This window comes from Photorhabdus sp. RM96S (genome assembly GCF_042879335.1).
In the GTDB taxonomy this organism is placed as follows: Bacteria; Pseudomonadota; Gammaproteobacteria; order Enterobacterales; family Enterobacteriaceae; genus Photorhabdus; species Photorhabdus kayaii.
In genome coordinates this window covers 150,391-171,210 of record NZ_JBHFKT010000007.1, presented here as the reverse complement: position 1 = coordinate 171,210, position 20,820 = coordinate 150,391, and the positions used below count along the sequence as shown (strand labels likewise).

General features: G+C 41.3%; 22 protein-coding genes and 1 pseudogene. 21 read left to right on the top strand and 2 right to left on the bottom strand.

Going from position 1 to position 20,820, the window contains the following annotated elements; all coding sequences use genetic code 11:
• The first annotated feature begins 184 nt into the window (after window positions 1-184).
• The 13 genes from ACGF49_RS06660 (at window position 185) to ACGF49_RS06600 (ending at window position 8,186) form a co-directional block, all read left to right on the top strand.
• A complete protein-coding gene (locus tag ACGF49_RS06660) occupies window positions 185-907 on the top strand; it encodes an Imm52 family immunity protein (protein ID WP_113043746.1) in 723 nt (240 codons plus the stop codon).
• Between the two features lie 46 nt (window positions 908-953).
• Window positions 954-1,082 (top strand): hypothetical protein, encoded by a 129-nt coding sequence (locus tag ACGF49_RS06655; protein ID WP_387490240.1) that lies wholly within the window; start codon window positions 954-956, stop codon window positions 1,080-1,082.
• Between the two features lies 1 nt (window position 1,083).
• Entirely contained in the window at window positions 1,084-1,857 is a 774-nt protein-coding gene (locus tag ACGF49_RS06650; protein ID WP_387490237.1) for a Tox-REase-5 domain-containing protein, read from the top strand.
• 12 nt (window positions 1,858-1,869) lie between these two features.
• Window positions 1,870-2,592 carry an Imm52 family immunity protein gene (locus ACGF49_RS06645; protein ID WP_228900791.1) on the top strand — a complete coding sequence of 241 codons (723 nt, stop codon included), beginning with the start codon at window positions 1,870-1,872 and terminating at the stop codon, window positions 2,590-2,592.
• 172 nt (window positions 2,593-2,764) lie between these two features.
• The gene (locus tag ACGF49_RS06640) at window positions 2,765-3,529 is read left to right on the top strand and encodes a restriction endonuclease fold toxin 5 domain-containing protein (protein ID WP_113043743.1); all 765 of its coding nucleotides are present in this window, start codon (window positions 2,765-2,767) and stop codon (window positions 3,527-3,529) included.
• 12 nt (window positions 3,530-3,541) lie between these two features.
• Window positions 3,542-4,264 carry a hypothetical protein gene (locus ACGF49_RS06635; protein ID WP_387490232.1) on the top strand — a complete coding sequence of 241 codons (723 nt, stop codon included), beginning with the start codon at window positions 3,542-3,544 and terminating at the stop codon, window positions 4,262-4,264.
• A 45-nt stretch (window positions 4,265-4,309) separates the two neighbouring features.
• On the top strand, window positions 4,310-4,438 hold the full coding sequence (locus ACGF49_RS06630) for a hypothetical protein (protein ID WP_262405177.1): 129 nt from the start codon (window positions 4,310-4,312) through the stop codon (window positions 4,436-4,438).
• Between the two features lies 1 nt (window position 4,439).
• The gene (locus ACGF49_RS06625; RefSeq protein ID WP_271859825.1) at window positions 4,440-5,204 is read left to right on the top strand and encodes a restriction endonuclease fold toxin 5 domain-containing protein; all 765 of its coding nucleotides are present in this window, start codon (window positions 4,440-4,442) and stop codon (window positions 5,202-5,204) included.
• Window positions 5,205-5,217: 13 nt separating this feature from the next.
• On the top strand, window positions 5,218-5,940 hold the full coding sequence (locus ACGF49_RS06620; RefSeq protein ID WP_113044414.1) for an Imm52 family immunity protein: 723 nt from the start codon (window positions 5,218-5,220) through the stop codon (window positions 5,938-5,940).
• A gap of 46 nt (window positions 5,941-5,986) precedes the next feature.
• Window positions 5,987-6,253 (top strand): PAAR domain-containing protein, encoded by a 267-nt coding sequence (locus ACGF49_RS06615; protein WP_387490227.1) that lies wholly within the window; start codon window positions 5,987-5,989, stop codon window positions 6,251-6,253.
• A gap of 131 nt (window positions 6,254-6,384) precedes the next feature.
• The gene (locus tag ACGF49_RS06610) at window positions 6,385-7,146 is read left to right on the top strand and encodes a restriction endonuclease fold toxin 5 domain-containing protein (protein ID WP_228900786.1); all 762 of its coding nucleotides are present in this window, start codon (window positions 6,385-6,387) and stop codon (window positions 7,144-7,146) included.
• Window positions 7,147-7,158: 12 nt separating this feature from the next.
• Complete coding sequence (locus tag ACGF49_RS06605; RefSeq protein WP_113041698.1) at window positions 7,159-7,881, top strand: Imm52 family immunity protein; 723 nt, start codon at window positions 7,159-7,161, stop codon at window positions 7,879-7,881.
• Window positions 7,882-7,922: 41 nt separating this feature from the next.
• Window positions 7,923-8,186, top strand: coding sequence for a PAAR domain-containing protein (locus ACGF49_RS06600; protein ID WP_113041699.1), 264 nt, complete (start codon window positions 7,923-7,925; stop codon window positions 8,184-8,186).
• A 356-nt stretch (window positions 8,187-8,542) separates the two neighbouring features.
• Here ACGF49_RS06600 and hmpA read toward each other — a convergent pair.
• Window positions 8,543-9,736 (bottom strand): annotated as a pseudogene (gene hmpA / locus ACGF49_RS06595) (NO-inducible flavohemoprotein); the annotation flags it as partial.
• Between the two features lie 365 nt (window positions 9,737-10,101).
• On the opposite strand from hmpA, the gene glyA reads away from it, so the two are divergent.
• The 5 genes from glyA to treC all read left to right on the top strand — a co-directional run bounded on the left by glyA (window position 10,102) and on the right by treC (window position 17,153).
• The gene (gene glyA, locus ACGF49_RS06590) at window positions 10,102-11,355 is read left to right on the top strand and encodes a serine hydroxymethyltransferase (protein WP_113041701.1); all 1,254 of its coding nucleotides are present in this window, start codon (window positions 10,102-10,104) and stop codon (window positions 11,353-11,355) included.
• Window positions 11,356-11,546: 191 nt separating this feature from the next.
• Window positions 11,547-12,692, top strand: a complete 1,146-nt coding sequence (locus ACGF49_RS06585; RefSeq protein ID WP_113041702.1) for a 3-phenylpropionate MFS transporter — start codon at window positions 11,547-11,549, stop codon at window positions 12,690-12,692.
• Between the two features lie 72 nt (window positions 12,693-12,764).
• A complete protein-coding gene (gene treR, locus ACGF49_RS06580; RefSeq protein WP_387490220.1) occupies window positions 12,765-13,712 on the top strand; it encodes a trehalose operon repressor TreR in 948 nt (315 codons plus the stop codon).
• Window positions 13,713-13,860: 148 nt separating this feature from the next.
• Window positions 13,861-15,282, top strand: a complete 1,422-nt coding sequence (gene treB / locus ACGF49_RS06575) for a PTS trehalose transporter subunit IIBC (protein WP_262978161.1) — start codon at window positions 13,861-13,863, stop codon at window positions 15,280-15,282.
• A 209-nt stretch (window positions 15,283-15,491) separates the two neighbouring features.
• Window positions 15,492-17,153 (top strand): alpha,alpha-phosphotrehalase, encoded by a 1,662-nt coding sequence (treC, locus tag ACGF49_RS06570; RefSeq protein WP_387490247.1) that lies wholly within the window; start codon window positions 15,492-15,494, stop codon window positions 17,151-17,153.
• A 156-nt stretch (window positions 17,154-17,309) separates the two neighbouring features.
• Here the strand turns inward: treC and suhB are convergent, their stop codons facing one another.
• Window positions 17,310-18,113 (bottom strand): inositol-1-monophosphatase, encoded by an 804-nt coding sequence (suhB, locus tag ACGF49_RS06565; protein ID WP_214052948.1) that lies wholly within the window; start codon window positions 18,111-18,113, stop codon window positions 17,310-17,312.
• Between the two features lie 133 nt (window positions 18,114-18,246).
• Between suhB and trmJ the strand changes: the two genes are divergently transcribed.
• The 3 genes from trmJ (at window position 18,247) to ACGF49_RS06550 (ending at window position 20,817) form a co-directional block, all read left to right on the top strand.
• On the top strand, window positions 18,247-18,972 hold the full coding sequence (trmJ, locus tag ACGF49_RS06560; protein ID WP_262978163.1) for a tRNA (cytosine(32)/uridine(32)-2'-O)-methyltransferase TrmJ: 726 nt from the start codon (window positions 18,247-18,249) through the stop codon (window positions 18,970-18,972).
• 86 nt (window positions 18,973-19,058) lie between these two features.
• Window positions 19,059-19,553 (top strand): Fe-S cluster assembly transcriptional regulator IscR, encoded by a 495-nt coding sequence (iscR, locus tag ACGF49_RS06555; RefSeq protein ID WP_113041708.1) that lies wholly within the window; start codon window positions 19,059-19,061, stop codon window positions 19,551-19,553.
• 49 nt (window positions 19,554-19,602) lie between these two features.
• Window positions 19,603-20,817: an IscS subfamily cysteine desulfurase gene (locus tag ACGF49_RS06550; protein ID WP_387490214.1), complete on the top strand. Its 1,215-nt coding sequence runs from the start codon at window positions 19,603-19,605 to the stop codon at window positions 20,815-20,817.
• The last annotated feature ends 3 nt before the right edge of the window (window positions 20,818-20,820 follow it).

Below are 20,820 nucleotides of genomic sequence, written 5' to 3'. Positions count from 1 at the left end.
GTTTATTTTTTCCCCTGAAAAAGCAAGAAAAAGTCATACACAATAAGGTCATTTATTGGTGAGTGCAAAATTGATCTTATTTTTTGTATTGAGAGTTTTTAGAGGTTCCCTACTGTTTAGTAAATATAAAAATATCAGTGTTCACTATACCCCTTGCGACAGTTTAGTTTAACACGAGGTAAACATGGCAATAGTTCGTATAAAAATTAATGTATATTATGAGCAGAGAGAAACCATTACCGCCCATACAGCTTTGATGGATTTGTTTCATATTACACGGCAAATTGATGTCTTTTTTAACCAAGGAAAAGCTTGGTACTTAACTGGCTACTCCCGAAAGGAGGCCCTAAAACATCTTGTGTTTGATGAACAGGGAGCAACGGAGGTTGCCATAAAAAGTTTCGAAAAAGATTATAAGAAAAATTTTCCTGCTCTTATTAATGGAATATGGGATGGTGAAAAGGATGAATTATCCAGTGGCATGAGTTATAGAAAAATGTTAATTGATCGCCCTAATTGGGTCTGGCTGGAAATGAACCTAAGGATTGACAGTCATCAGTTTGATGTTTCTCGATTAATTGATTTTGTCAAATATTTAGCGGCTAGTCGTGATTTTCCTTATATTCAAGTCGAAAATAATGGTTATACCGTAAAAGGCAAACAAGTTTTCCCTGATCGCCTCAGTGTTGGCTGGATGCTTTACCAGCCCTGCATTATTGACAAATCTTATCTGCCTATGGCGGAGGATGTGCTTCCTGTGTATCAAAATAATGAACAGATAGGCACCCTGATTATTACCAAAAGAGGCATCTTTGATGGAAGGAATCAGGATGATATTGATAAATCCAATGATGTTGAAATTCAGTTGGTGAATCTGGGATTACTGCCATTAATTACCGAAATTTGATGAGGAATGATGCTATTTACCAATCGAAAAACGATGGAGAACTTTAATGTCAAAGGCGGTTATTCTGCTGGGTGATACAACAGATCATGGCGGTAAGGTGATTACCGCTATTGATGAATATACTCACAATGGTGTTCCTATTATTGTAAAAAATAAGATAAGCAGGAGACGTTAATATGCCAATACCATTATTAGCCCCTGTTGCAGTGGGAGCGGCTGAATATGTCGCAAGCGCCTGTGCCGGGGTATTAATTGCCGTCGGTATCATGGAAGCGGGTAAAGATAAATCCGTAATAGATGATGACAATATTCAACATAAGAAAACGGATTTTGTAATCAGCCCTGACATCACGGATGAAGATCGAAATATTGTCTGGAGTGCTGAAGCTCATGCGGATTTTTGGGAGGACGATGATTTAGGGGAAGAATCCGTTGATACCAGTGCAGTTCAGACTAAAGTCCAGTCTAAGACGGAAGAGTGTGAAGAGTCGGGTACTAAAAAAGAGTGTCAGGCTTGCCTGGCTATTCCGGTGACAGGTGAAAAATATCGTAAGGTTAGTCGCTGGAGCGCCATCACAATTAACTATCAGCGATTTATTGCTAAAACTAAATATGACCTGACCAGACAAATGATTCAGGAGTTTCAGTGCCTGAAAGTGACCTTTGATGGCTGGCGACCGGCGTATTGCCTGTTTCTGGAGGCCAAAGCGCGGTATGACCAGTTTTTTGATATTCAGGGTAAACCCAAAAATTGGTGGAAGGGGATGAAAGCAGGAAGAAAACAAGGTGCTCGACAACAAGCTGTATGTGACGTATTAGATAATACTCCTCATGTGGAATGGCATTTTTTACAGCCCATAAGTTGTGCTTATTTTAAGTCACTGTTTATTGAACATAAAAACATTAGTGTTCACTATACACCCTGCTACGATTTGATGGCAACAGTTTAACCCGAGGTAAATATGGCGATAATTCGTATAGAAATCAATGTACGTTATGAACAGCAGGAAACCATTATTGTTAATACTGCGTTAATGGATTTATTTCGTATCACACGACAAGTTGATATATTTTTCGGGCGGAAAAAAACGTGGTATTTAACTGGTTATTCACGACAAGAAGCACTAACGCACATTGTGTTTGATGAACAAGGGCCAACAGAAAAGACCGTGAGCTATTTTGAAAAATCTTATAAAAAGGATTTTCCATTACTTATTGAAGATATGTGGGATGGCGAAGAGGACAACCTATCTAGTGGTATTAGCTATAGTAAACAGTCAATAAAACGTCCTAACTGGGTTAAATTAGAACTGAACCTAAAAATTGACAGCAGTCAGTTTGGTATTTCCCAGTTAATTGAGCTTGTCAAATACCTAGTGACTAGCCGTGATTTTCCTTATATTCAGGTCGAAACCAACGAATATACATTACGGAATAAACAGGTTTTCCCTGATCGTCTCAGCGTTGGCTGGATGCTTTACCAGCCCCGTATTATTGATAAAGCCTATCTGCCAATGGCGGAGGATGTGCTCCCTGTGTATCAAAAAAATGAACAGGTCGGCACGCTGATTATTACCAAAAAAGGCATTTTTGATGGAAGGAATCAGGATGATATTGATAAATCCAATGATGTTGAAATTCAGTTGGTGAATCTGGGATTATTGCCATTAATTACCGAAGTTTAATAGGGATATTATTTCTCAATTGAAAAACGATGGAGAACTTTCATGTTAAAAGCAGTTATTCTGTTAGGTGATCCGACAGATCATGGCGGTAAGGTTATTACCGTTATTGATGAATAGACTTACAATGGTGTGCTTATTATGGCAAAAAATAAGATAACCAGGAGACGTTAATATGCCAATACCCTTATTAGCTCCGGTCGCAGTGGGTGCGGCTGAATATGTCGCAAGCGCCTGTGCCGGGGTATTAATTGCAGTCGGTATCATTGAAGCGGGTAAAGATAAATCCGTTATAGATGATGACAGTATTCAACATAAGAAAACTGACTTTGTAATCAGCCCTGACATCACGGATGAAGATCGAAATATTGTCTGGAATGCTGAGGTCTATGCGGATTTTTGGGAGGACGATGATTTAGGGGAAGAATCCGTTGATACCAGTGCGGTTCAAGTTAAGGCTCAGTCTAAGACGGAAGAGTGTGAAAAAACGGAAACTAAAAAAGAGTGTCAGGCTTGTCTTGCTATTCCGGTGACGAGTGAAAAATATCGCAAGGTGAGTCGCTGGAGCGCCATCACGATTAACTATCAGCGATTTATTGCGAAAACTAAATATGACCCGACCACACAAATGATTCAGGAATTTCAGTGCCTGAAAGTGACGTTTGATGGCTGGCGGCCAGCGTATTGTTTATTTCTAGAGGCCAAAGCGCGGTATGACCAGTTTTTTAATAGTGAGGGGAAACCCAAAAGTTGGTGGAAAGGTGATGAATCAGGCAAAAAACAGGCTGAAAGGCATCAAAAAGTCTGTGATGTTCTAGAAGGCACACCTTATGTAGAATGGCATTTTTTACAACCAATCAGTTATGCTTATTTTAAGGTACAGTTTAGCGAGTATAAAAATATCAGAGTTCATTATACCCCCTACGACAGTTTATTTTAATCTGAGGTCAACATGACAATAGTTCGTATAGAAATAAATGTACGTTATGAACAGCAAAAAACTATTACTGCTAATACGGCATTGATGGATTTGTTTCATATCACACAGCAAATCGATATATTTTTCGGGAAGAAAAAAACATGGTTTTTAAAAGGATATTCCCGAAAAGAGGCATTAAAACATATTGTGTTTGATGAACAAGGGCCTACAGACGAAGCAGTAAGTTATTTTGAAAAATCTTATAAAAAAGACTTTCCTTCACTTATTGAAGGTATATGGGATGGTGAAAAGGATGAGTTATCTAGTAGTGTTAGTTATAATAAATTGTCAACAAAAGGTCCTAACTGGGTTAGGTTAGAACTCAATTTGAAAATTGACAGTAGTCAGCTTGGTATTTCCCAGTTAATTGAGCTTGTCAAATATCTAGTGACCAGCCGTGACTTCCCTTATATTCAGGTCGAAACCAACGAATATACATTACGGAATAAACAAGTTTTCCCTGATCGCTTAAGTGTTGGTTGGATGCTTTACCAACCCCGCATTATTGATAAGTCTTACCTGCCTATGGCGGAAGATATGCTCCCTGTGTATCAAAATAATGAACAGGTCGGCACTCTGATGATTACCAAAAAAGGTATTTTTGATGGAAAAAATCAGGATGATATTGATAAATCTAATGATGTTGAAATTCAGTTGGTGAATCTGGGATTGCTGCCATTAATTACCGAAGTTTAATGGGAGTGATGTTATTTACCAATCGAAAAACGATGGAGAACTTTCATGTCAAAAGCGGTTATTCTGTTAGGTGATATGACAGATCATGGCAGTAAGGTTATTACCGTTATTGATGAATGTACTCACAATGGTGTACCTATTATGGCAAAAAATAAGCTAAACAGGAGACGTTAATATGCCAATACCCTTATTAGCTCCTGTCGCCGTGGGTGCGGCTGAATATGTCGCAAGCGCCTGTGCCGGAGTATTAATTGCAGTCGGTATCATGGAAGCGGGTAAAGATAAATCCGTAATAGATGATGACAGTATTCAACATAAGAAAACGGATTTTGTAATCAGCCCTGACATCACGGATGAAGATCGAAATATTGTCTGGAGTGCCGAAGCTTATGCGGATTTCTGGGAGGATGATGATTTAGGGGAAGAATCCGTTGATACCAGTGCGGTTCAAGTTAAGGCTCAGTCTAAGACGGAAGAGTGTGAAAAAACGGAAACTAAAAAAGAGTGTCAGGCTTGTCTTGCTATTCCGGTGACGAGTGAAAAATATCGCAAGGTGAGTCGCTGGAGCGCCATCACGATTAACTATCAGCGATTTATTGCTAAAACTAAATATGACCCAGCCACACAAATGATTCAGGAATTTCAGTGCCTGAAAGTGACGTTTGATGGCTGGCGGCCAGCGTATTGTTTATTTCTAGAGGCCAAAGCGCGGTATGACCAGTTTTTTGATAGCGATGGTAAACCCAAAAGGTGGTGGAAAGGCCGTATATCAGGGAAAAACCAAGCAGATAGGCAACAAGCTGTATGTGATGCATTAGATGAAACGCCTCATGTGGAGTGGCATTTTTTACAGCCTGTCAGCTATGGATATTTTAAAACGCTATTTATTGAACATAAAAATATCAGTGTTTATTATACTCCTTGCAAAGATTTAATTTAATTCGAGGTCAACGATGGCAATAATTAATTTGGAAATCAATGTGCGTTATGAACAACAGGAAACTATTACCTTAAATATGGTGTTAATGGATTTATTTCATATTACACGGCAGATTGATATTTTTTTCGGGCAGAAAAAGACGTGGTACTTAACAGGTTACTCTAGAAAACAGGCTTTACAACATATTGTGTTTGATGAACAGGGACCAACTGAAGTTGCTATCAAAGACTTTGAAAAAGAATATAAGAAAAGTTTTCCTTTTTTCAATAATGCTATATGGGATGGTGAAAATGATGAATTATCTAGTAGCATTGATTATTATAAATCGAAGCCAAACCATCCTAACAAGGTTTGGTTAATATTAAACTTAAGAATTGACAGTACCAAACTTGATACTTCCCGATTAATTGATTTAGTTAAATATTTAGCGACTAGTCGTGATTTTCCGTATATTCAAGTAGAAACCAACGGCTATATCTTAAAAGGCAAACAAGTTTTCCCTGATCGTCTCAGCGTTGGTTGGATGCTTTACCAGCCCTGCATTATTGATAAATCTTACCTGCCTATGGCGGAAGATGTGCTCCCTGTGTATCAAAATAATGAACAGATCGGCACGTTGATTATTACCAAAAAAGGTATTTTTGATGGCAGAAATCAGGATGATATTGATAAATCCAATGATGTTGAAGTTCAGTTGGTGAATCTGGGATTACTGCCATTAATTACCGAAGTTTAATGAGGGATGATATTATTTGCCAATTGAAAAACGATGGGGAACTTTCATGTTAAAATCAGTTATTCTGTTAGGTGATATGACAGATCATGGCGGTAAGGTTATTACCGCTATTGATGAATATACTCACAATGGTGTTCCTATAGCAGGTAAAGAAGATTTGGTCGCGTGTCCCCAATGTAAAGGCATTTTTCCTATTATTCAGGGTACTGATTCTTTAAAATATAAAGGAAAAGCGATTGCGCTTGAAGGAATGCAAACTGCCTGTGGGGCAAAATTAATTGCCAGTCAGAGTAAACTTACCCATGATTTTTGAAATGTTTAACCCTGATCTTCAGCACTCTTTGCCAATCAAGACAGCCTTGGAATCCCCTGATCAAAAATCCGAGCAGCAGTTTAAAGATATTCTTTGTATTGCAAAAAATAAGCTAACCAGGAGACGTTAATATGCCAATACCATTATTAGCCCCTGTTGCAGTGGGAGCGGCTGAATATGTCGCAAGCGCCTGTGCCGGGGTATTAATTGCAGTCGGTATCATGGAAGCCGGTAAAGATAAATCCGTTATAGACGATGACGACATTCACCATAAGAAAACGGATTTTGTGATAAGCCCTGAAATCACCGACGAAGATCGAAATATCGTCTGGAGTGCTGAAGCCCATGCGGATTTTTGGGAGGACGATGATTTAGGGGAAGAATCCGTTGATACCAGTGCGGTTCAGACTAAAGCCCAGTCTAAGACGGAAGAGTGTGAAAAAACGGAAACTAAAAAAGAGTGCAAGGCTTGCCTTGCTATTCCCGTGACGAGTGAAAAATATCGCAAGGTTAGTCGCTGGAGCGCTATCACGATTAATTATCAGCGATTTATTGCTAAAACTAAATATGACCCGGCCACACAAATGATCCAAGAGTTTCAATGCCTGAAAGTGACCTTTGATGGTTGGCGACCAGCATATTGCTTATTTCTAGAGGCCAAAGCGCGGTATGACCAGTTTTTTAAGGATAATAAACCTAAAAGATGGTGGAGAGGACGTTATTCAGCTAGAAATCAAGCAGAAAGGCATCAAACGGTTTGTGATGTACTAGAGGGGACACCTCACGTGGAATGGCACTTTTTGCAACCAATCAGTTATGGATATTTTAAGGTACTGTTTAGTAAACATAAAAATATTAATGTCCACTATACCCCCTGCGACAGTTTAGTTTAATCCGAGGTCAACATGGCGATAATCCGTTTAGAAATCAATGTGTATTACCAACAGCAGGAAACCATTACCGCGAATACGGTATTAATGGACTTGTTTAATATCACACGGCAAATTGATATCTTTTTTGGGCAGAAGAAGACTTGGTATTTAACAGGTTACTCTAGAAAACTAGCTCTGCAACATGTCGTGTTTGATGAGCAGGGGCCAACTGAAGCTGCTATAAAAAGTTTCGAAAAAGATTACAAAAAAAACTTTCCGGCGCTTATTACTGGCATATGGGATGGTGAAAAGGATGAATTATCTAGCGGCATAGATTATAGCAAAATGCCAAGTGTTCGTCCTAACTGGGTTTGGCTGCAATTGAGTCTAAATATTGACAGTCATCAACTTGATGTATTGCGGTTAATTAATTTGGTTAGCTATTTGGCCTTAAGCCGCAATTTACCCAATATTCAGGTAGAGTCGAATGAATATACCTTAAAAAGCAAACAGGTTTTCCCTGATCGCTTAAGCGTCGGTTGGATGCTTTACCAGCCCCGTATTATTGATAAATCTTACTTGCCTATGGCGGAAGATGTGCTTCCTGTGTATCAAAATAATGAACAGATAGGAACTCTGATTATTACCAAAAAAGGCATTTTTGATGGAAGAAATCAGGATGATATTGATAAGTCTAATGATGTTGAAATACAGTTGGTCAATTTGGGATTACTGCCATTAATTACCGAGGTTTAATGGGGATATTATTTACAATTGAAAAACGATGGAGAACTTTCATGTTAAAAGCAGTTATTCTGTTAGGTGATACGACAGATCATGGCGGTAAAGTTATTACCGCTATTGATGAATATACTCACAATGGTATTCCTATAGCAGGTAAAGAAGATTTGGTCGCGTGTCCCCAATGCAAAGGTGTTTTTCCTATTATTCAGGGTGCTGATTCTTTAAAATATAAAGGAAAACCTATTGCGCTTGAAGGAATGCAAACAGCTTGTAGAGCAAAATTGATTGCCAGTCAGAGTAACGGCCTATCCCAATAGGGCTATTTTATTTGCCATTTTGAACCTGGGCAGTGCTCAAAATCCTCACGTACTACGTGTACGCTCCGGTTTTTCCGCGCTGTCCGTGTTCAAACTGTCTGCAACAATTACTCCTATTGGGATAGGCGCTAAATTTACCCATGACTTTTGAAATCAATGGAGCTGACGTCCAATAAGACGGGCTCCACGATAAGCAAACTCCATAAGATCTCTAGAATAGTGATGAATTGGTTTTTTCAGTCACACTAATCACGTTCAATACACATGAATATTGAATATAGGAGCCCATAAATTAAAGATAGTGTCTGTTCAGTTCACTTTATTGGCTATTATCACCGTAATATGAAGTTGAAAATTTAAATCACTTTATGTGGGCCAAAACATTCATAGTGAATAAATTGTTCATCTATTCCCATATCCAATAACTGTTTCGCTACATATTGCATAAAGGGAACTGGACCACAGAAATAGAAGTGCATTCCTTCTGTTTTCAATGCCTCATTCAGAACGGCCAGATCCATAAAACCTTTGTATTGATAATGGATACCTTGTTGATCTTCATCCCTTGGTTCGCGATACCAAATTATGCTGTCGAAATTCGGCATTGCTTGCGCAATCGCGGCGACTTCATTACTAAACGCGTGATGGCCGCCGTGTTCTGCCGCATGTAACCAGTTAATTTGGCTATTATGGTTTTGCTGGTGGAGGTGATGCAACATGCTCATCATGGGAGTCAGGCCAACGCCCGCAGAAATCAAAGTAACCGGCATTTCTGATTTAATATCAAGGAAAAAATCGCCGCGTGGGGCGGCCAGCCAGACGGTATCGCCTTGTTGCATCTTATCGTGCATATGGTTGGAAACGATTCCTTGTGGCTCACGTTTAATCGCAATCCGGTAGCTGGAACCGTTTGGGGCTGCCGTCAGTGAATACTGGCGAATTTCTCGGTTAGCAAAACTATCATCTGCCAGATAAATGCTCAGATACTGACCAGGTTTGTAATCCATCACTTTCCCGCCATCCTGTGGCACAAATTCAAAGCTGCAAATTACCTCACTTTTTACCTCTTTCCGGCTGATACGGAATGGACGTAAGCCACGCCAGCCACCATCTGTTGATTCTCCGCTATGATAAATTTGCTCTTCACGATTGATAAAAACATCAGCGAGCACGCCGTAAGCTTTTCCCCAAGCATCCAGAATCTCATTTCCTGGCTGGAACATTTCATCCAGCGTTGCCAATAGGTGCGTACCGACAATCTGATAATGCGCTGGTTGGATATTCAAACTGGCGTGTTTATGAGCAATTTTTTCCACTGCCGGCAGTAGTACTTCTAGGTTATCAATATTGGCTGCATAGGCGCAGATCGCATTGAACAGAGCTTCACGTTGATCGCCATTAAGTTGATGACTCATATTAAAAATGTTTTTCAACTCAGGATTGTGTTTGAACATCCGCTCGTAAAAATGAGCAGTCAGTTTTGGGCCAGTAGCAGAAAGTAAGGGAATAGTGGATTTGACAGTGGCAATAGTTTGGCTATCCAGCATGGTGAAGCTCCTGAATTTCTTTCAAGTGGGTAATGAAATTTATAACATGTAATTTAAATGCAACTTATACCTTTTTGGGGATCTTGTAAATATAGAATGTGGTCTTTATGGTAAAAAAATAGTCATAATGGATATTTGTACTAAGGGAGGGACTTCTTTAGGCCGTAAATTCTGACAAAGAGGAAAAATGGAGCGTAATTTTCATTACCCTACTTTAGAGCAGATACTTTGCTTGCAATCGATATGCAATCGTTTGCGTAAAATATTTTGTCAAGACTATCTCATTAGGTGAAAAGGGTTTACACTGTGTGCCATTCGGCCCCTTGGGGTGTTGTTTGAAGAGAAGTTAGCTGAGTCAGGAGAACCCAATGTTAAAGCGTGAAATGAATATTGCTAGTTATGATCCCGAACTATGGCAGGCGATGGAGCAAGAAGTTGTTCGTCAAGAAGAACATATCGAATTAATTGCCTCTGAAAACTATACCAGCCCAAGAGTTATGCAGGCACAGGGCTCTCAACTCACTAACAAATATGCCGAAGGTTATCCGGGTAAACGCTATTACGGTGGTTGTGAATATGTAGACGTTGTTGAACAATTAGCTATCGATCGTGCTAAGGCGCTGTTTGGTGCTGATTATGCCAACGTTCAGCCACATTCTGGTTCTCAAGCAAATGCGGCAGTTTATATGGCTTTGTTGCAACCGGGCGATACGGTTCTGGGGATGAATTTGGCACATGGCGGTCATTTGACCCACGGCTCTCCGGTTAACTTCTCTGGTAAGTTATATAACGTTGTGCCTTACGGCATCGATGAAAACGGCAAAATCGATTATGACGATATCGCGGCACAAGCTCAAAAACATCAGCCAAAAATGATTATCGGCGGTTTCTCGGCTTATTCCGGTGTGGTTGACTGGGCAAAAATGCGTGAAATTGCAGACAGCATTGGTGCTTATTTGTTCGTTGATATGGCACACGTTGCCGGCCTGATTGCCGCAGGAGTATATCCTAACCCAGTTCCTCATGCTCACATCGTGACTACCACGACGCACAAAACATTGGCGGGTCCACGCGGTGGTTTGATCTTGGCGAAAGGCGGCGACGAAGATCTGTATAAGAAGCTGAACTCTTCAGTGTTCCCTGGCTGTCAGGGTGGGCCCCTGATGCATGTGATTGCAGGCAAAGCGGTGGCATTGAAAGAAGCAATGGAACCAGAGTTCAAAGCGTATCAACATCAGGTTGCTGATAACGCGAAAGCGATGGTTGAAGTGTTTTTGGCACGTGGTTACAAAGTCGTTTCTGGCGGTACAGAGAACCATTTGTTCCTGCTGGATCTGGTTGATAAAGACATCACTGGTAAAGATGCCGATGCTGCGTTGGGTCGAGCTAACATTACGGTAAACAAAAATAGCGTGCCTAATGATCCGAAGAGCCCATTTGTAACTTCTGGTGTGCGTATCGGTACGCCTGCGATTACCCGCCGTGGCTTTAAACAAGCAGAAGCGCGTGAATTGGCTGGCTGGATGTGTGATGTATTGGACAACATCAATGATGAAGCGACTATTGAAACAACTAAGCAGAAAGTTCTGTCTATTTGCGCAAGATATCCTGTTTACGCATAAATTAAAATTTCAATAAGTCTTACAAAACCTGCTCCGGCTAACATTGTTTGCTTAAGTGGGATATTGAGGAGTGATGCGTGGATTTTCCCCCGGGGAATATCTACTTCAAGATAACTCTCAGTATCTTAATTTCTTGAGCTAATCAAGTTAGGTAAGGGCGGGTTTTTTGCATTTTTTACCAGGGAGGACTAATGGTTATTCGATCGACGCGCTGGCTAGCGTTAGATTACTTCACATATTTCTTTTCTTACGGGATATTTTTACCTTTCTGGGCAACCTGGCTACAGGGTGAAGGTATAGAGCACGATATGATAGGGGTTCTATTGGGTGCAGGTTTGATTTCCCGTTTCTTGGGCAGTTTATTAATCGCACCTACAGTTAAAGATCCCGCAAAACTTATTTTTGCGCTACGTATATCAGCATTGATAACCTTTATTTTCATCGTTGGCTTTACATTAGGAAATCATTGGGCGTGGCTCCTGTTCGTCATGGTTGGCTTCAATCTATTTTTTTCGCCGATGATGCCATTGAGTGATGCGCTGGCGGGAACATGGCAAAAACAATTTCCTTTTGATTACGGCAAGATACGGGTTTGGGGTTCAATTGCCTTTATTATCAGCTCAGCATTAACCGGGGAATTGATCTCTGTCTGGGGACATCGTGCCATCCTCATCACGATATTGTTTAGCGTCTTCTCTACGTTGTTGGTGACATTACTTAGGCCCTCTATCATGCCTGTTGGTGAAGTCAAATCCGCCAAAGTGGATGTTGTGTCATTTAAGCAGTTGTTGTCTGAAAAACCGGTATGTCGGTTCCTGTTATGTGTCGCTTTATTGCAGGCGGCTCATGCGGGATATTACAGCTTCAGTGCGATTTACTGGAAAAATGCAGGCTATTCTGCCTCGGTAGTCGGTTATCTCTGGTCATTGGGCGTAGTGGCTGAAGTTATTATTTTTACTTTGAGTAATAAATTATTTCGGCGTTGGAATGCTCGTAATCTTTTGCTGCTTTCTGGTATATGTGGCGTTGTTCGCTGGGGATTGATGGGAACATTCACCTCATTACCGGTGTTAATTATCGTTCAAATTTTGCATTGTGGTACGTTCACTGTCTGCCATTTGGCAGCGATGCGTTTTATCGGTGCGAGAAGAGAAGGGGAAATTGTGCGTTTACAGGCGGCTTATTCTGCGTTGGCAATGGGGGGAGGTATCGCTGTCATGACGGTAATTGCTGGATTTATGTATGATTATCTGCACAGTGGCATTTTCTGGATGATGGCTTTGGTTGCTTTTCCTGCTATTTTCTTACGACCACAGGTTAAAGCTCATAATTATTAACAATATACATTTAGTTTCTTACAATATTTTTGTAAGAAACTAAATACCTCAATAAGATTTTTATGAGATATCATGTTGAATAAATTAACAATAAAAGATATCGCGCGCTTGGCTAATGTCAGTAAATCAACTGTCTCGCGAGTATTAAACAATGAGAATAGTGTAAGCCCACAAGCACGTGAAAGAGTTGAAATGATTATCCAACAAAATAATTTTATTCCATCTAAATCAGCAAGAGCGATGCGAATAAAGAGTGACAAAATCATTGCCTTAATTGTGTCGCGTCTGGGATCTTTCTCAGAGAATTTATCGATAAGTGCCATGTTACCCCTGTTTTACCAGCATGGTTACGACCCCATTATTATGGAAAGCAATTTTGATCCACAGCTTTTACAGGAACATCTACGTCAGTTGGCATTACGTCATGCAGATGGCATTATTTTGTTCGGTTTTACTGGATTGTCAGAAGAGTCCCTCTTCCCTTGGCGTGACAAAATAGTGGTATTTGCCCGTGAATATATGGGTTTTTCTTCTGTATGTTATGACGATATTGGTGCTGTCCGTTTATTGATGAATGAATTCTATCGGCGGGGGCACAGAGATATTAGTTTTCTTGGCGTAGATGATAGTGATACCACGACAGGTTTTCTTCGCCATCAATCTTATCTAACTTGTTGTGAACAGCAAGATTTGCGTCCGCTTGCTGTTCAATGTGATTTAAGCTATCAGAGTGGGTTTCAGCATGTTAATAAGGTATTGAGAAAGAAAACGACAGCTTTAATCTGTGCAACCGATAGTTTGGCATTAGGTGCATATAAATATTTGCAGCAAAATAATCGGGAAGATGTACAAATAGGTAGCATTGGTAATACACCTTTATTGAATTTTTTATACCCCAACACGCTTTCCATTGATTTGGGTTATGGTGAGGCGGGTAAATATGCGGTTGATCAATTAATTTCTCAAATAAATCGTCAATACCCAAAACAACAAGTAATCATTCCGAGTAAGTTGGCTTAAAAATAAGAAATATTTTCGTCTCAATGTGATCTTCAACCCATTTTTGGGAACGTTCCCATGACAAGCATAACCAAATGATATTAGGATAAAATTAGTTTACTAAGCATGCTAATTAGTAATTGATACTAACTTATGATGACTGGCTATTATGAAAAACAAAATAAATTCTAAAGATATAGAAAAACTAATTACATTAATCGGTGGTTGTGAAAATATAGCCAGTGTAACTCATTGTATTACCCGATTGAGGTTTATATTAGTTGAACCAGTTAAAGCCAAGCCGGATGAGATAAAGAATTTATCGATGGTTAAAGGCTGTTTTACCAATGCAGGGCAATTCCAGGTAGTGATAGGTACGAATGTTGGTGATTATTATCAGGTTTTAAATCGTTATCTTGGTCAATCTGAATTGAATAAAAAAGATAAACAGCAGGTTGAGAAGAAAAACATGAAATGGCAAGAGCGCTTCATTTCTAAGTTTGCGGAAATATTTTTTCCTCTCTTACCAGCATTAATTAGCGGTGGGCTTATTCTAGGTTTCCGTAACATTATTGGTGATATTCCTTTTAGTGAAGGCAAAACTTTAGCTCAAATATATCCTATTTGGAAAACGATATATGATTTTTTATGGCTGCTAGGAGAGGCAATATTTTTCTATCTGCCAGTGGGTATTTGTTGGTCGGCGGTTAGGATGATGGGTGGAACACCGATATTAGGCATTGTATTGGGAATAACACTGGTCTCGCCGCAATTAATGAACTCTTATTACTTAGGGCAACAAATCCCTGATATATGGAATTTCGGCCTGTTCACGATTGGAAAAGTGGGTTATCAGACGCAGGTTATTCCGTCACTTTTGGCGGGTATTACTTTGGGGTGGATTGAAATTCAGTTAAAACGGGTGGTTCCTAGTTATCTCTATTTGGTGATTGTTCCAGTAGTCTCGTTAATATTGGCAACCTTTTTAGCACATAGTCTTATTGGGCCATTTGGTCGGTTACTTGGTGATGGAGTAGCTTGGGTTGTTAAGGCGTTGATGACCGGAAGTTTTGCTCCTATTGGTGCAGCTTTATTTGGATTCCTTTATGCGCCGTTGGTGATTACCGGTATACATCAGACCACATTAGCCATAGATATGCAGATGGTTCAAAGTATAGGTGGAACACCGATCTGGCCTATTATTGCATTATCCAATATTGCTCAGGGATCGGCGGTTGTTGGTATTATTTTAGTCAGTAAGAAGCATAATGAACGTGAATTATCCGTACCTGCGGCTATCTCCGCTTATTTGGGCGTTACTGAGCCGGCAATGTACGGTATTAACATTAAATATCGATTTCCTATGTTCTGTGCCATGATTGGTTCCGGTTTAGCTGGGTTGATTTGTGGGTTGAGTGGTGTATTGGCAAACGGTATTGGCGTGGGTGGGCTGCCAGGTATTCTTTCGATCAAACCGCAATTTTGGCTAATTTACGCATTAGCTATGCTTGTCGCCATCATTGTTCCGTTGATTCTCACGACCGTTGTTTATCGAAAGAAGAATATGACCGGTATGTTAGCTGTTGAATAATGCTGTTAAATCTTCACAAGTAACAGATATAAAAATATACCCTATGGATTTCAAGATGGATCGCGACGGCAAGGGAGCGAATCCCCGGGAGCATAGAGAACTATGTGACCGGGGTGAGTGAGTGCAGCCAACAAAGAGGCAACTTGAAAGATGACGGGTATAACCATGTGGTTATTCAATTCAGGAAATATATTAATAAGGTGTTTTTGATGGACAAAATCATTCCGTGGTGGTTACAAGGCGTCATCTATCAGATATATCCTAAGAGTTTCCAGGATACTACGGGTAGCGGAACAGGCGATCTTAATGGCATTACTTACCGGCTTGATTATTTGAAGAAACTGGGCGTAGATGCTATTTGGGTGACGCCTTTTTACCTCTCACCACAGGTAGATAACGGTTATGATGTCGCTGATTATTATGCGATTGATCCGGCTTACGGCTCAATGGATGATTTTAAGCGTTTGGTTGATGAGGCACATCAACGTGATATCCGTGTCATCGTGGATATTGTTTTCAACCATACCTCGACTCAACATCCTTGGTTTAAACAAGCGCAAGATATTGATAGCCCTTATCGGCAATATTACATTTGGCGGGATGGGGTACCTGGAACCCCGCCTAATAATTGGTTATCGAAATTTGGTGGTAATGCTTGGGCGTGGCATGAAGCAAGCAAACAGTATTATTTGCACCTGTTTGCTGTTGAGCAGGCTGATCTAAATTGGGAACATGAGCCAGTACGGGCTGAACTGAAAAAGATTTGTGAATTCTGGGCTGGCCTCGGTGTTGATGGCTTCCGTCTGGATGTCATTAACTTGGTTTCTAAGCAGCAAGACTTCCCTGAATCAACTCAGGGGGATGGGCGTCAGTTCTACACTGATGGCCCGCGTATTCATGAATTTCTGCAAGAAATGAACAGAGAGGTATTCCAGCCTGCCGGAGTGATGACCGTCGGGGAAATGTCTTCTACTTCACTGGAACATTGTCATCGCTATTCTTCATTAGATGGTGAAGAGTTGTCGATGGTTTTTGCTTTTCATCACTTAAAAATCGATTACCCTAATGGTGAAAAATGGGTTGCAGCGCCACCCGATTTTATTGAATTGAAGAAAATTTTTGCCAAGTGGCAGCAAGGCATGTACGAACGGGCATGGAATGCGCTGTTCTGGTGTAATCACGATCAACCCCGTATTGTTTCACGCTTTGGCGGTGAAGGTGTTTGGCGGGTGCCGTCCGCTAAAATGTTAGCAATGGTACTGCATGGTATGCAGGGAACCCCTTATATCTATCAAGGGGAAGAGCTGGGAATGACTAACCCTCACTTTTCTCATATTGAAGAGTACCGGGATATAGAAAGTTTAAATATTTATCAAGAGAAGATTGAGCAGGGCAATGATAAACAACAAATCTTATCGGTCTTAGCGAAGAAATCTCGTGATAATGGGCGAACGCCAATGCAGTGGGATACGACTGCTAATGCAGGGTTTACTCAAGGGGAGCCGTGGATAGCGCTGAATAGTGATTACCAGGATGTGAATGCTGAAAACGCTATGCAGGATGATGATTCAGTTTTTCATTGTTATGCCCGTTTAATCAAGTTGCGTAAGGAATATCCTGTATTGACTTATGGCAGCTATGAAGACTTATTACCATCTCATCCTTCTCTTTGGTGCTATGTGCGTCGTTGGGAAAATCAGACGTTGTTGGTTATTGCTAATCTCAGTGTTGAAGTGCAGGAATGGTCGCTGGACGCTTCTTTATCCGATTGCTCATGGGTTAAATTGATGGGGAACTATCCTGAAAACCATTTACCTGCAAAAGATATGCAGCTACAGCCTTATGAAGCTGTTTACTGGTTAGTGGAGTAACAACGGTCTTTGTTGCTATACCCGTCATCTTTCAAGTTGCCTCTTTGTTGGCTGCACTCGCTCACCCCGGTCACATAGTTTGCTATGCTCCCGGGGATTCGCTCCCTTGCCGTCGCGATGCATCTTGAAATCTTTAGGGTATAGAATTTACTGGAATTAACGTTTCAATGCTTCTGATAATTCATCACGCATTTCAGCCAGAATATCTTTAACAACGCGTGGATTACCTGCAACAATGTTGCCGGAATGAATATAATTATGACCGCCAACGAAATCAGTTACGATACCGCCAGATTCGCGAACTAGCAGTTCGCCACCCATAAAATCCCACGGTTTTAGGCCAATTTCAAAGTAACCATCCACCCGACCAGCCGCAACATAAGCCAAATCCAGAGCAGCGGAGCCTGTACGACGGAAGTCAGCACAACGAACAAATAATTTACCCAAAGTATTAATAAAAACAGTGGAATGATGTTTTGCTTTGAATGGGAAACCTGTTGCCAGAATAGTGCCATCCAGATCACGGGCATTGGTACCACGCAGACGGTAGCCATTCAACTGCGCCCCTTGACCACGGGTTGAGGTGAAAAGCTCATTACGCATTGGGTCATAAACAACTGCAACTTCAGTACGGCCTTTAATGCGTACCGCAATAGAGACGGCGAAGTGAGGGAGGCGTTTGATAAAGTTAGTCGTGCCATCCAGTGGATCGATTACCCATTGAATATCAGCCTCTTCGCCTAAAAGCTCGCCACTCTCTTCGGTAATAATCGAGTGTTTAGGATAAGATTTGCGAATAACGTCGATAATGAGTGCTTCTGCGGCTTTGTCAACGTTGGTAACAAAGTCGTTACTGCCTTTTTGGCTAGCTTCAACCGCATCGGGAGTTTCATAATTTTTGGCAATTAAGTTGCCGGCTTTACGCGCTGCGCGTATAGCGATAGTCAGCATCGGATGCATGGGATATCTTCCACCAGGATGTTAAAGAACGGGTAATTAATCGGCGCGTAGTATAGCAGTAATTCGGAAAAATGACTAATGCTGTGTTAAGATATTTGGCTCTTATAACTATCCAGACTATTCAGAAGTTGTCATGTTAGAAAATATCCGCATTATCCTGGTTGAAACTTCCCACACTGGAAATATGGGGTCAACCGCCCGGGCAATGAAAACAATGGGATTAACCAATCTTTATCTGGTTAATCCTTTGGTTCTGCCAGACTCTCATGCGATTGCGCTTTCTGCGGGTGCTAGTGATGTTATTGGTCATGCGACGATTGTCGATAGTTTGGATAAAGCGCTGGCGGGTTGCGGCTTGGTGATTGGTACCAGCGCCCGTTCCAGAACGTTATCATGGCCGGTGGTCGAGCCTCGTGAATGTGGTGAGCGTAGTGTTCAGGAGGCTGCACATGCGTCGGTTGCCATTGTTTTTGGCCGTGAGCGGGTAGGGTTGACCAATGAAGAATTGCAGAAGTGCCATTATCATCTGAATATTCCAACTAACCCGGAGTATGGTTCATTAAATCTGGCAATGGCGGTTCAACTTGTCAGTTATGAAATCCGTATGGCCTATTTGGCGCGTCAGGATAAAAATGAGCAAAAAACCGATGAAGTGGAATATCCATTAACTGATGATATGGAACGCTTTTATCATCATCTCGAATCTGTGTTAAATGATTCTGGTTTCATTCGAAAAGCACACCCAGGCCAAATAATGAATAGATTAAGGCGGCTTTTTACCCGTGCCCGGCCTGAAGCGCAGGAACTGAATATTTTGCGTGGTATCTTGTCCTCCGTTGAAAAATGGGCGAAGAAATAGTTGAGTAAATTACTAGGTTAAATAGTTGACTAAAACACTCAGGAATGACACAATTTCTTCATATTTCACCACGGGGTAATTCATTTATGAGATTGACATCTAAAGGGCGTTATGCGGTAACTGCTATGCTTGATGTGGCGTTGCACTCACAAGAAGGCCCGGTACCATTGGCCGACATTTCTGAACGTCAGGGTATTTCCCTCTCCTATCTTGAACAGTTATTTTCTCGCCTGCGCAAAAATGGTCTGGTTTCAAGTGTCCGTGGTCCGGGTGGCGGTTATTTATTGGGCAAAGATTCCAGTGAAATTGTTGTTTCCGAAGTGATTTTTGCTGTTGATGAATCGGTAGATGCTACCCGTTGTCAGGGTAGGGAAGGGTGTCAGGGCGGCGATCGTTGTCTGACTCATACTTTATGGCGCGATTTAAGTGATCGTATTACCGGTTTCCTGAGCAGTATCAGTTTAGAAGAATTAGTCAATAACCAAGAAGTATTGGACGTTGCTGATCGCCAGGATAACGATAAACGCCGTGCACCTAACGGCAGAGCACAAGAAACAATTAATGTCAATCTGCGCCCATAAGCAGAACTTGTGATGAATTGAAGTATTAGAAGTAGGGAGCATGTGAGTAATGAAATTACCAATTTATTTAGACTACTCAGCAACGACACCGGTTGATCCGCGTGTTGCTGAAAAGATGATGAACTATCTGACTAGGGACGGGATATTTGGTAACCCCGCTTCTCGTTCACACCGTTTTGGCTGGCAGGCTGAAGAAGCGGTTGATATTGCCCGTAATCAGATAGCTGATTTAGTGGGAGCGGATCCGCGAGAAATTGTTTTTACTTCTGGCGCAACGGAATCTGACAATCTTGCCATTAAAGGGGCGGCTAATTTTTACCAGAAAAAGGGTAAACACATCATCACCAGCAAAACCGAACATAAAGCGGTGCTGGATACTTGCCGTCAATTGGAACGTGAAGGATTTGAAGTCACTTATTTGGCACCTCAGAGCAACGGGTTGATTGATTTAAACGATCTGGAAGCCGCGGTGCGTGATGACACCATTCTGATTTCTATCATGCATGTTAACAATGAAATTGGCGTGGTACAGGATATTACCGCTATCGGTGAAATGTGTCGCAGCCGCGGAATCATTTTCCATGTTGATGCCACTCAGAGCGTAGGCAAACTGCCAATTGACTTAGCCAAACTGAAAGTTGATTTGATGTCTTTCTCGGCCCATAAGATTTATGGGCCGATGGGGATTGGCGCACTGTACGTTCGCCGTAAACCCCGCATTCGCATTGAAGCACAACAACATGGTGGCGGTCATGAACGTGGGATGCGTTCTGGTACTTTGCCTGTTCATCAAATTGTGGGTATGGGTGAAGCTTACCGTATTGCCAAGCAGGAAATGGAGAGTGAATCTCAGCGTCTGCTTGGTCTGCGGTTGCGTCTGTGGCAGGGTATCAAAGATATCGAAGAGGTCTTCCTTAACGGAGATTTAGAGCACGGTGCACCGCATATTCTGAATGTCAGCTTCAACTATGTTGAAGGTGAATCACTGATGATGTCATTAAAAGATCTGGCGGTTTCTTCGGGTTCTGCATGTACTTCTGCCAGCTTGGAGCCTTCCTACGTATTGCGTGCGTTGGGGATGAATGACGAACTGGCTCACAGCTCTATCCGTTTCTCTTTAGGGCGCTTTACGACAGAAGAAGAGATCGACTACGCCATTGAATTGATTCACAAATCTATTGGCCGCCTGCGTGAACTTTCTCCACTGTGGGAAATGTTTAGACAAGGTGTGGATCTAAATAGTATCGAATGGTCTCATCATTAATCA

Excerpts from the sequence above, each read along its gene's own strand:
- ACGF49_RS06660 (WP_113043746.1), top strand. The coding sequence starts at position 185 with ATGGCAATAGTTCGTATAAAAATTAATGTATATTATGAGCAGAGAGAA.
- ACGF49_RS06655 (WP_387490240.1), top strand. The coding sequence starts at position 954 with ATGTCAAAGGCGGTTATTCTGCTGGGTGATACAACAGATCATGGCGGT.
- ACGF49_RS06650 (WP_387490237.1), top strand. The coding sequence starts at position 1,084 with ATGCCAATACCATTATTAGCCCCTGTTGCAGTGGGAGCGGCTGAATAT.
- ACGF49_RS06645 (WP_228900791.1), top strand. The coding sequence starts at position 1,870 with ATGGCGATAATTCGTATAGAAATCAATGTACGTTATGAACAGCAGGAA.
- ACGF49_RS06640 (WP_113043743.1), top strand. The coding sequence starts at position 2,765 with ATGCCAATACCCTTATTAGCTCCGGTCGCAGTGGGTGCGGCTGAATAT.
- ACGF49_RS06635 (WP_387490232.1), top strand. The coding sequence starts at position 3,542 with ATGACAATAGTTCGTATAGAAATAAATGTACGTTATGAACAGCAAAAA.
- ACGF49_RS06630 (WP_262405177.1), top strand. The coding sequence starts at position 4,310 with ATGTCAAAAGCGGTTATTCTGTTAGGTGATATGACAGATCATGGCAGT.
- ACGF49_RS06625 (WP_271859825.1), top strand. The coding sequence starts at position 4,440 with ATGCCAATACCCTTATTAGCTCCTGTCGCCGTGGGTGCGGCTGAATAT.
- ACGF49_RS06620 (WP_113044414.1), top strand. The coding sequence starts at position 5,218 with ATGGCAATAATTAATTTGGAAATCAATGTGCGTTATGAACAACAGGAA.
- ACGF49_RS06615 (WP_387490227.1), top strand. The coding sequence starts at position 5,987 with ATGTTAAAATCAGTTATTCTGTTAGGTGATATGACAGATCATGGCGGT.
- ACGF49_RS06610 (WP_228900786.1), top strand. The coding sequence starts at position 6,385 with ATGCCAATACCATTATTAGCCCCTGTTGCAGTGGGAGCGGCTGAATAT.
- ACGF49_RS06605 (WP_113041698.1), top strand. The coding sequence starts at position 7,159 with ATGGCGATAATCCGTTTAGAAATCAATGTGTATTACCAACAGCAGGAA.
- ACGF49_RS06600 (WP_113041699.1), top strand. The coding sequence starts at position 7,923 with ATGTTAAAAGCAGTTATTCTGTTAGGTGATACGACAGATCATGGCGGT.
- glyA (WP_113041701.1), top strand. The coding sequence starts at position 10,102 with ATGTTAAAGCGTGAAATGAATATTGCTAGTTATGATCCCGAACTATGG.
- ACGF49_RS06585 (WP_113041702.1), top strand. The coding sequence starts at position 11,547 with ATGGTTATTCGATCGACGCGCTGGCTAGCGTTAGATTACTTCACATAT.
- treR (WP_387490220.1), top strand. The coding sequence starts at position 12,765 with ATGTTGAATAAATTAACAATAAAAGATATCGCGCGCTTGGCTAATGTC.
- treB (WP_262978161.1), top strand. The coding sequence starts at position 13,861 with ATGAAAAACAAAATAAATTCTAAAGATATAGAAAAACTAATTACATTA.
- treC (WP_387490247.1), top strand. The coding sequence starts at position 15,492 with ATGGACAAAATCATTCCGTGGTGGTTACAAGGCGTCATCTATCAGATA.
- suhB (WP_214052948.1), bottom strand. The coding sequence starts at position 18,113 with ATGCATCCGATGCTGACTATCGCTATACGCGCAGCGCGTAAAGCCGGC.
- trmJ (WP_262978163.1), top strand. The coding sequence starts at position 18,247 with ATGTTAGAAAATATCCGCATTATCCTGGTTGAAACTTCCCACACTGGA.
- iscR (WP_113041708.1), top strand. The coding sequence starts at position 19,059 with ATGAGATTGACATCTAAAGGGCGTTATGCGGTAACTGCTATGCTTGAT.
- ACGF49_RS06550 (WP_387490214.1), top strand. The coding sequence starts at position 19,603 with ATGAAATTACCAATTTATTTAGACTACTCAGCAACGACACCGGTTGAT.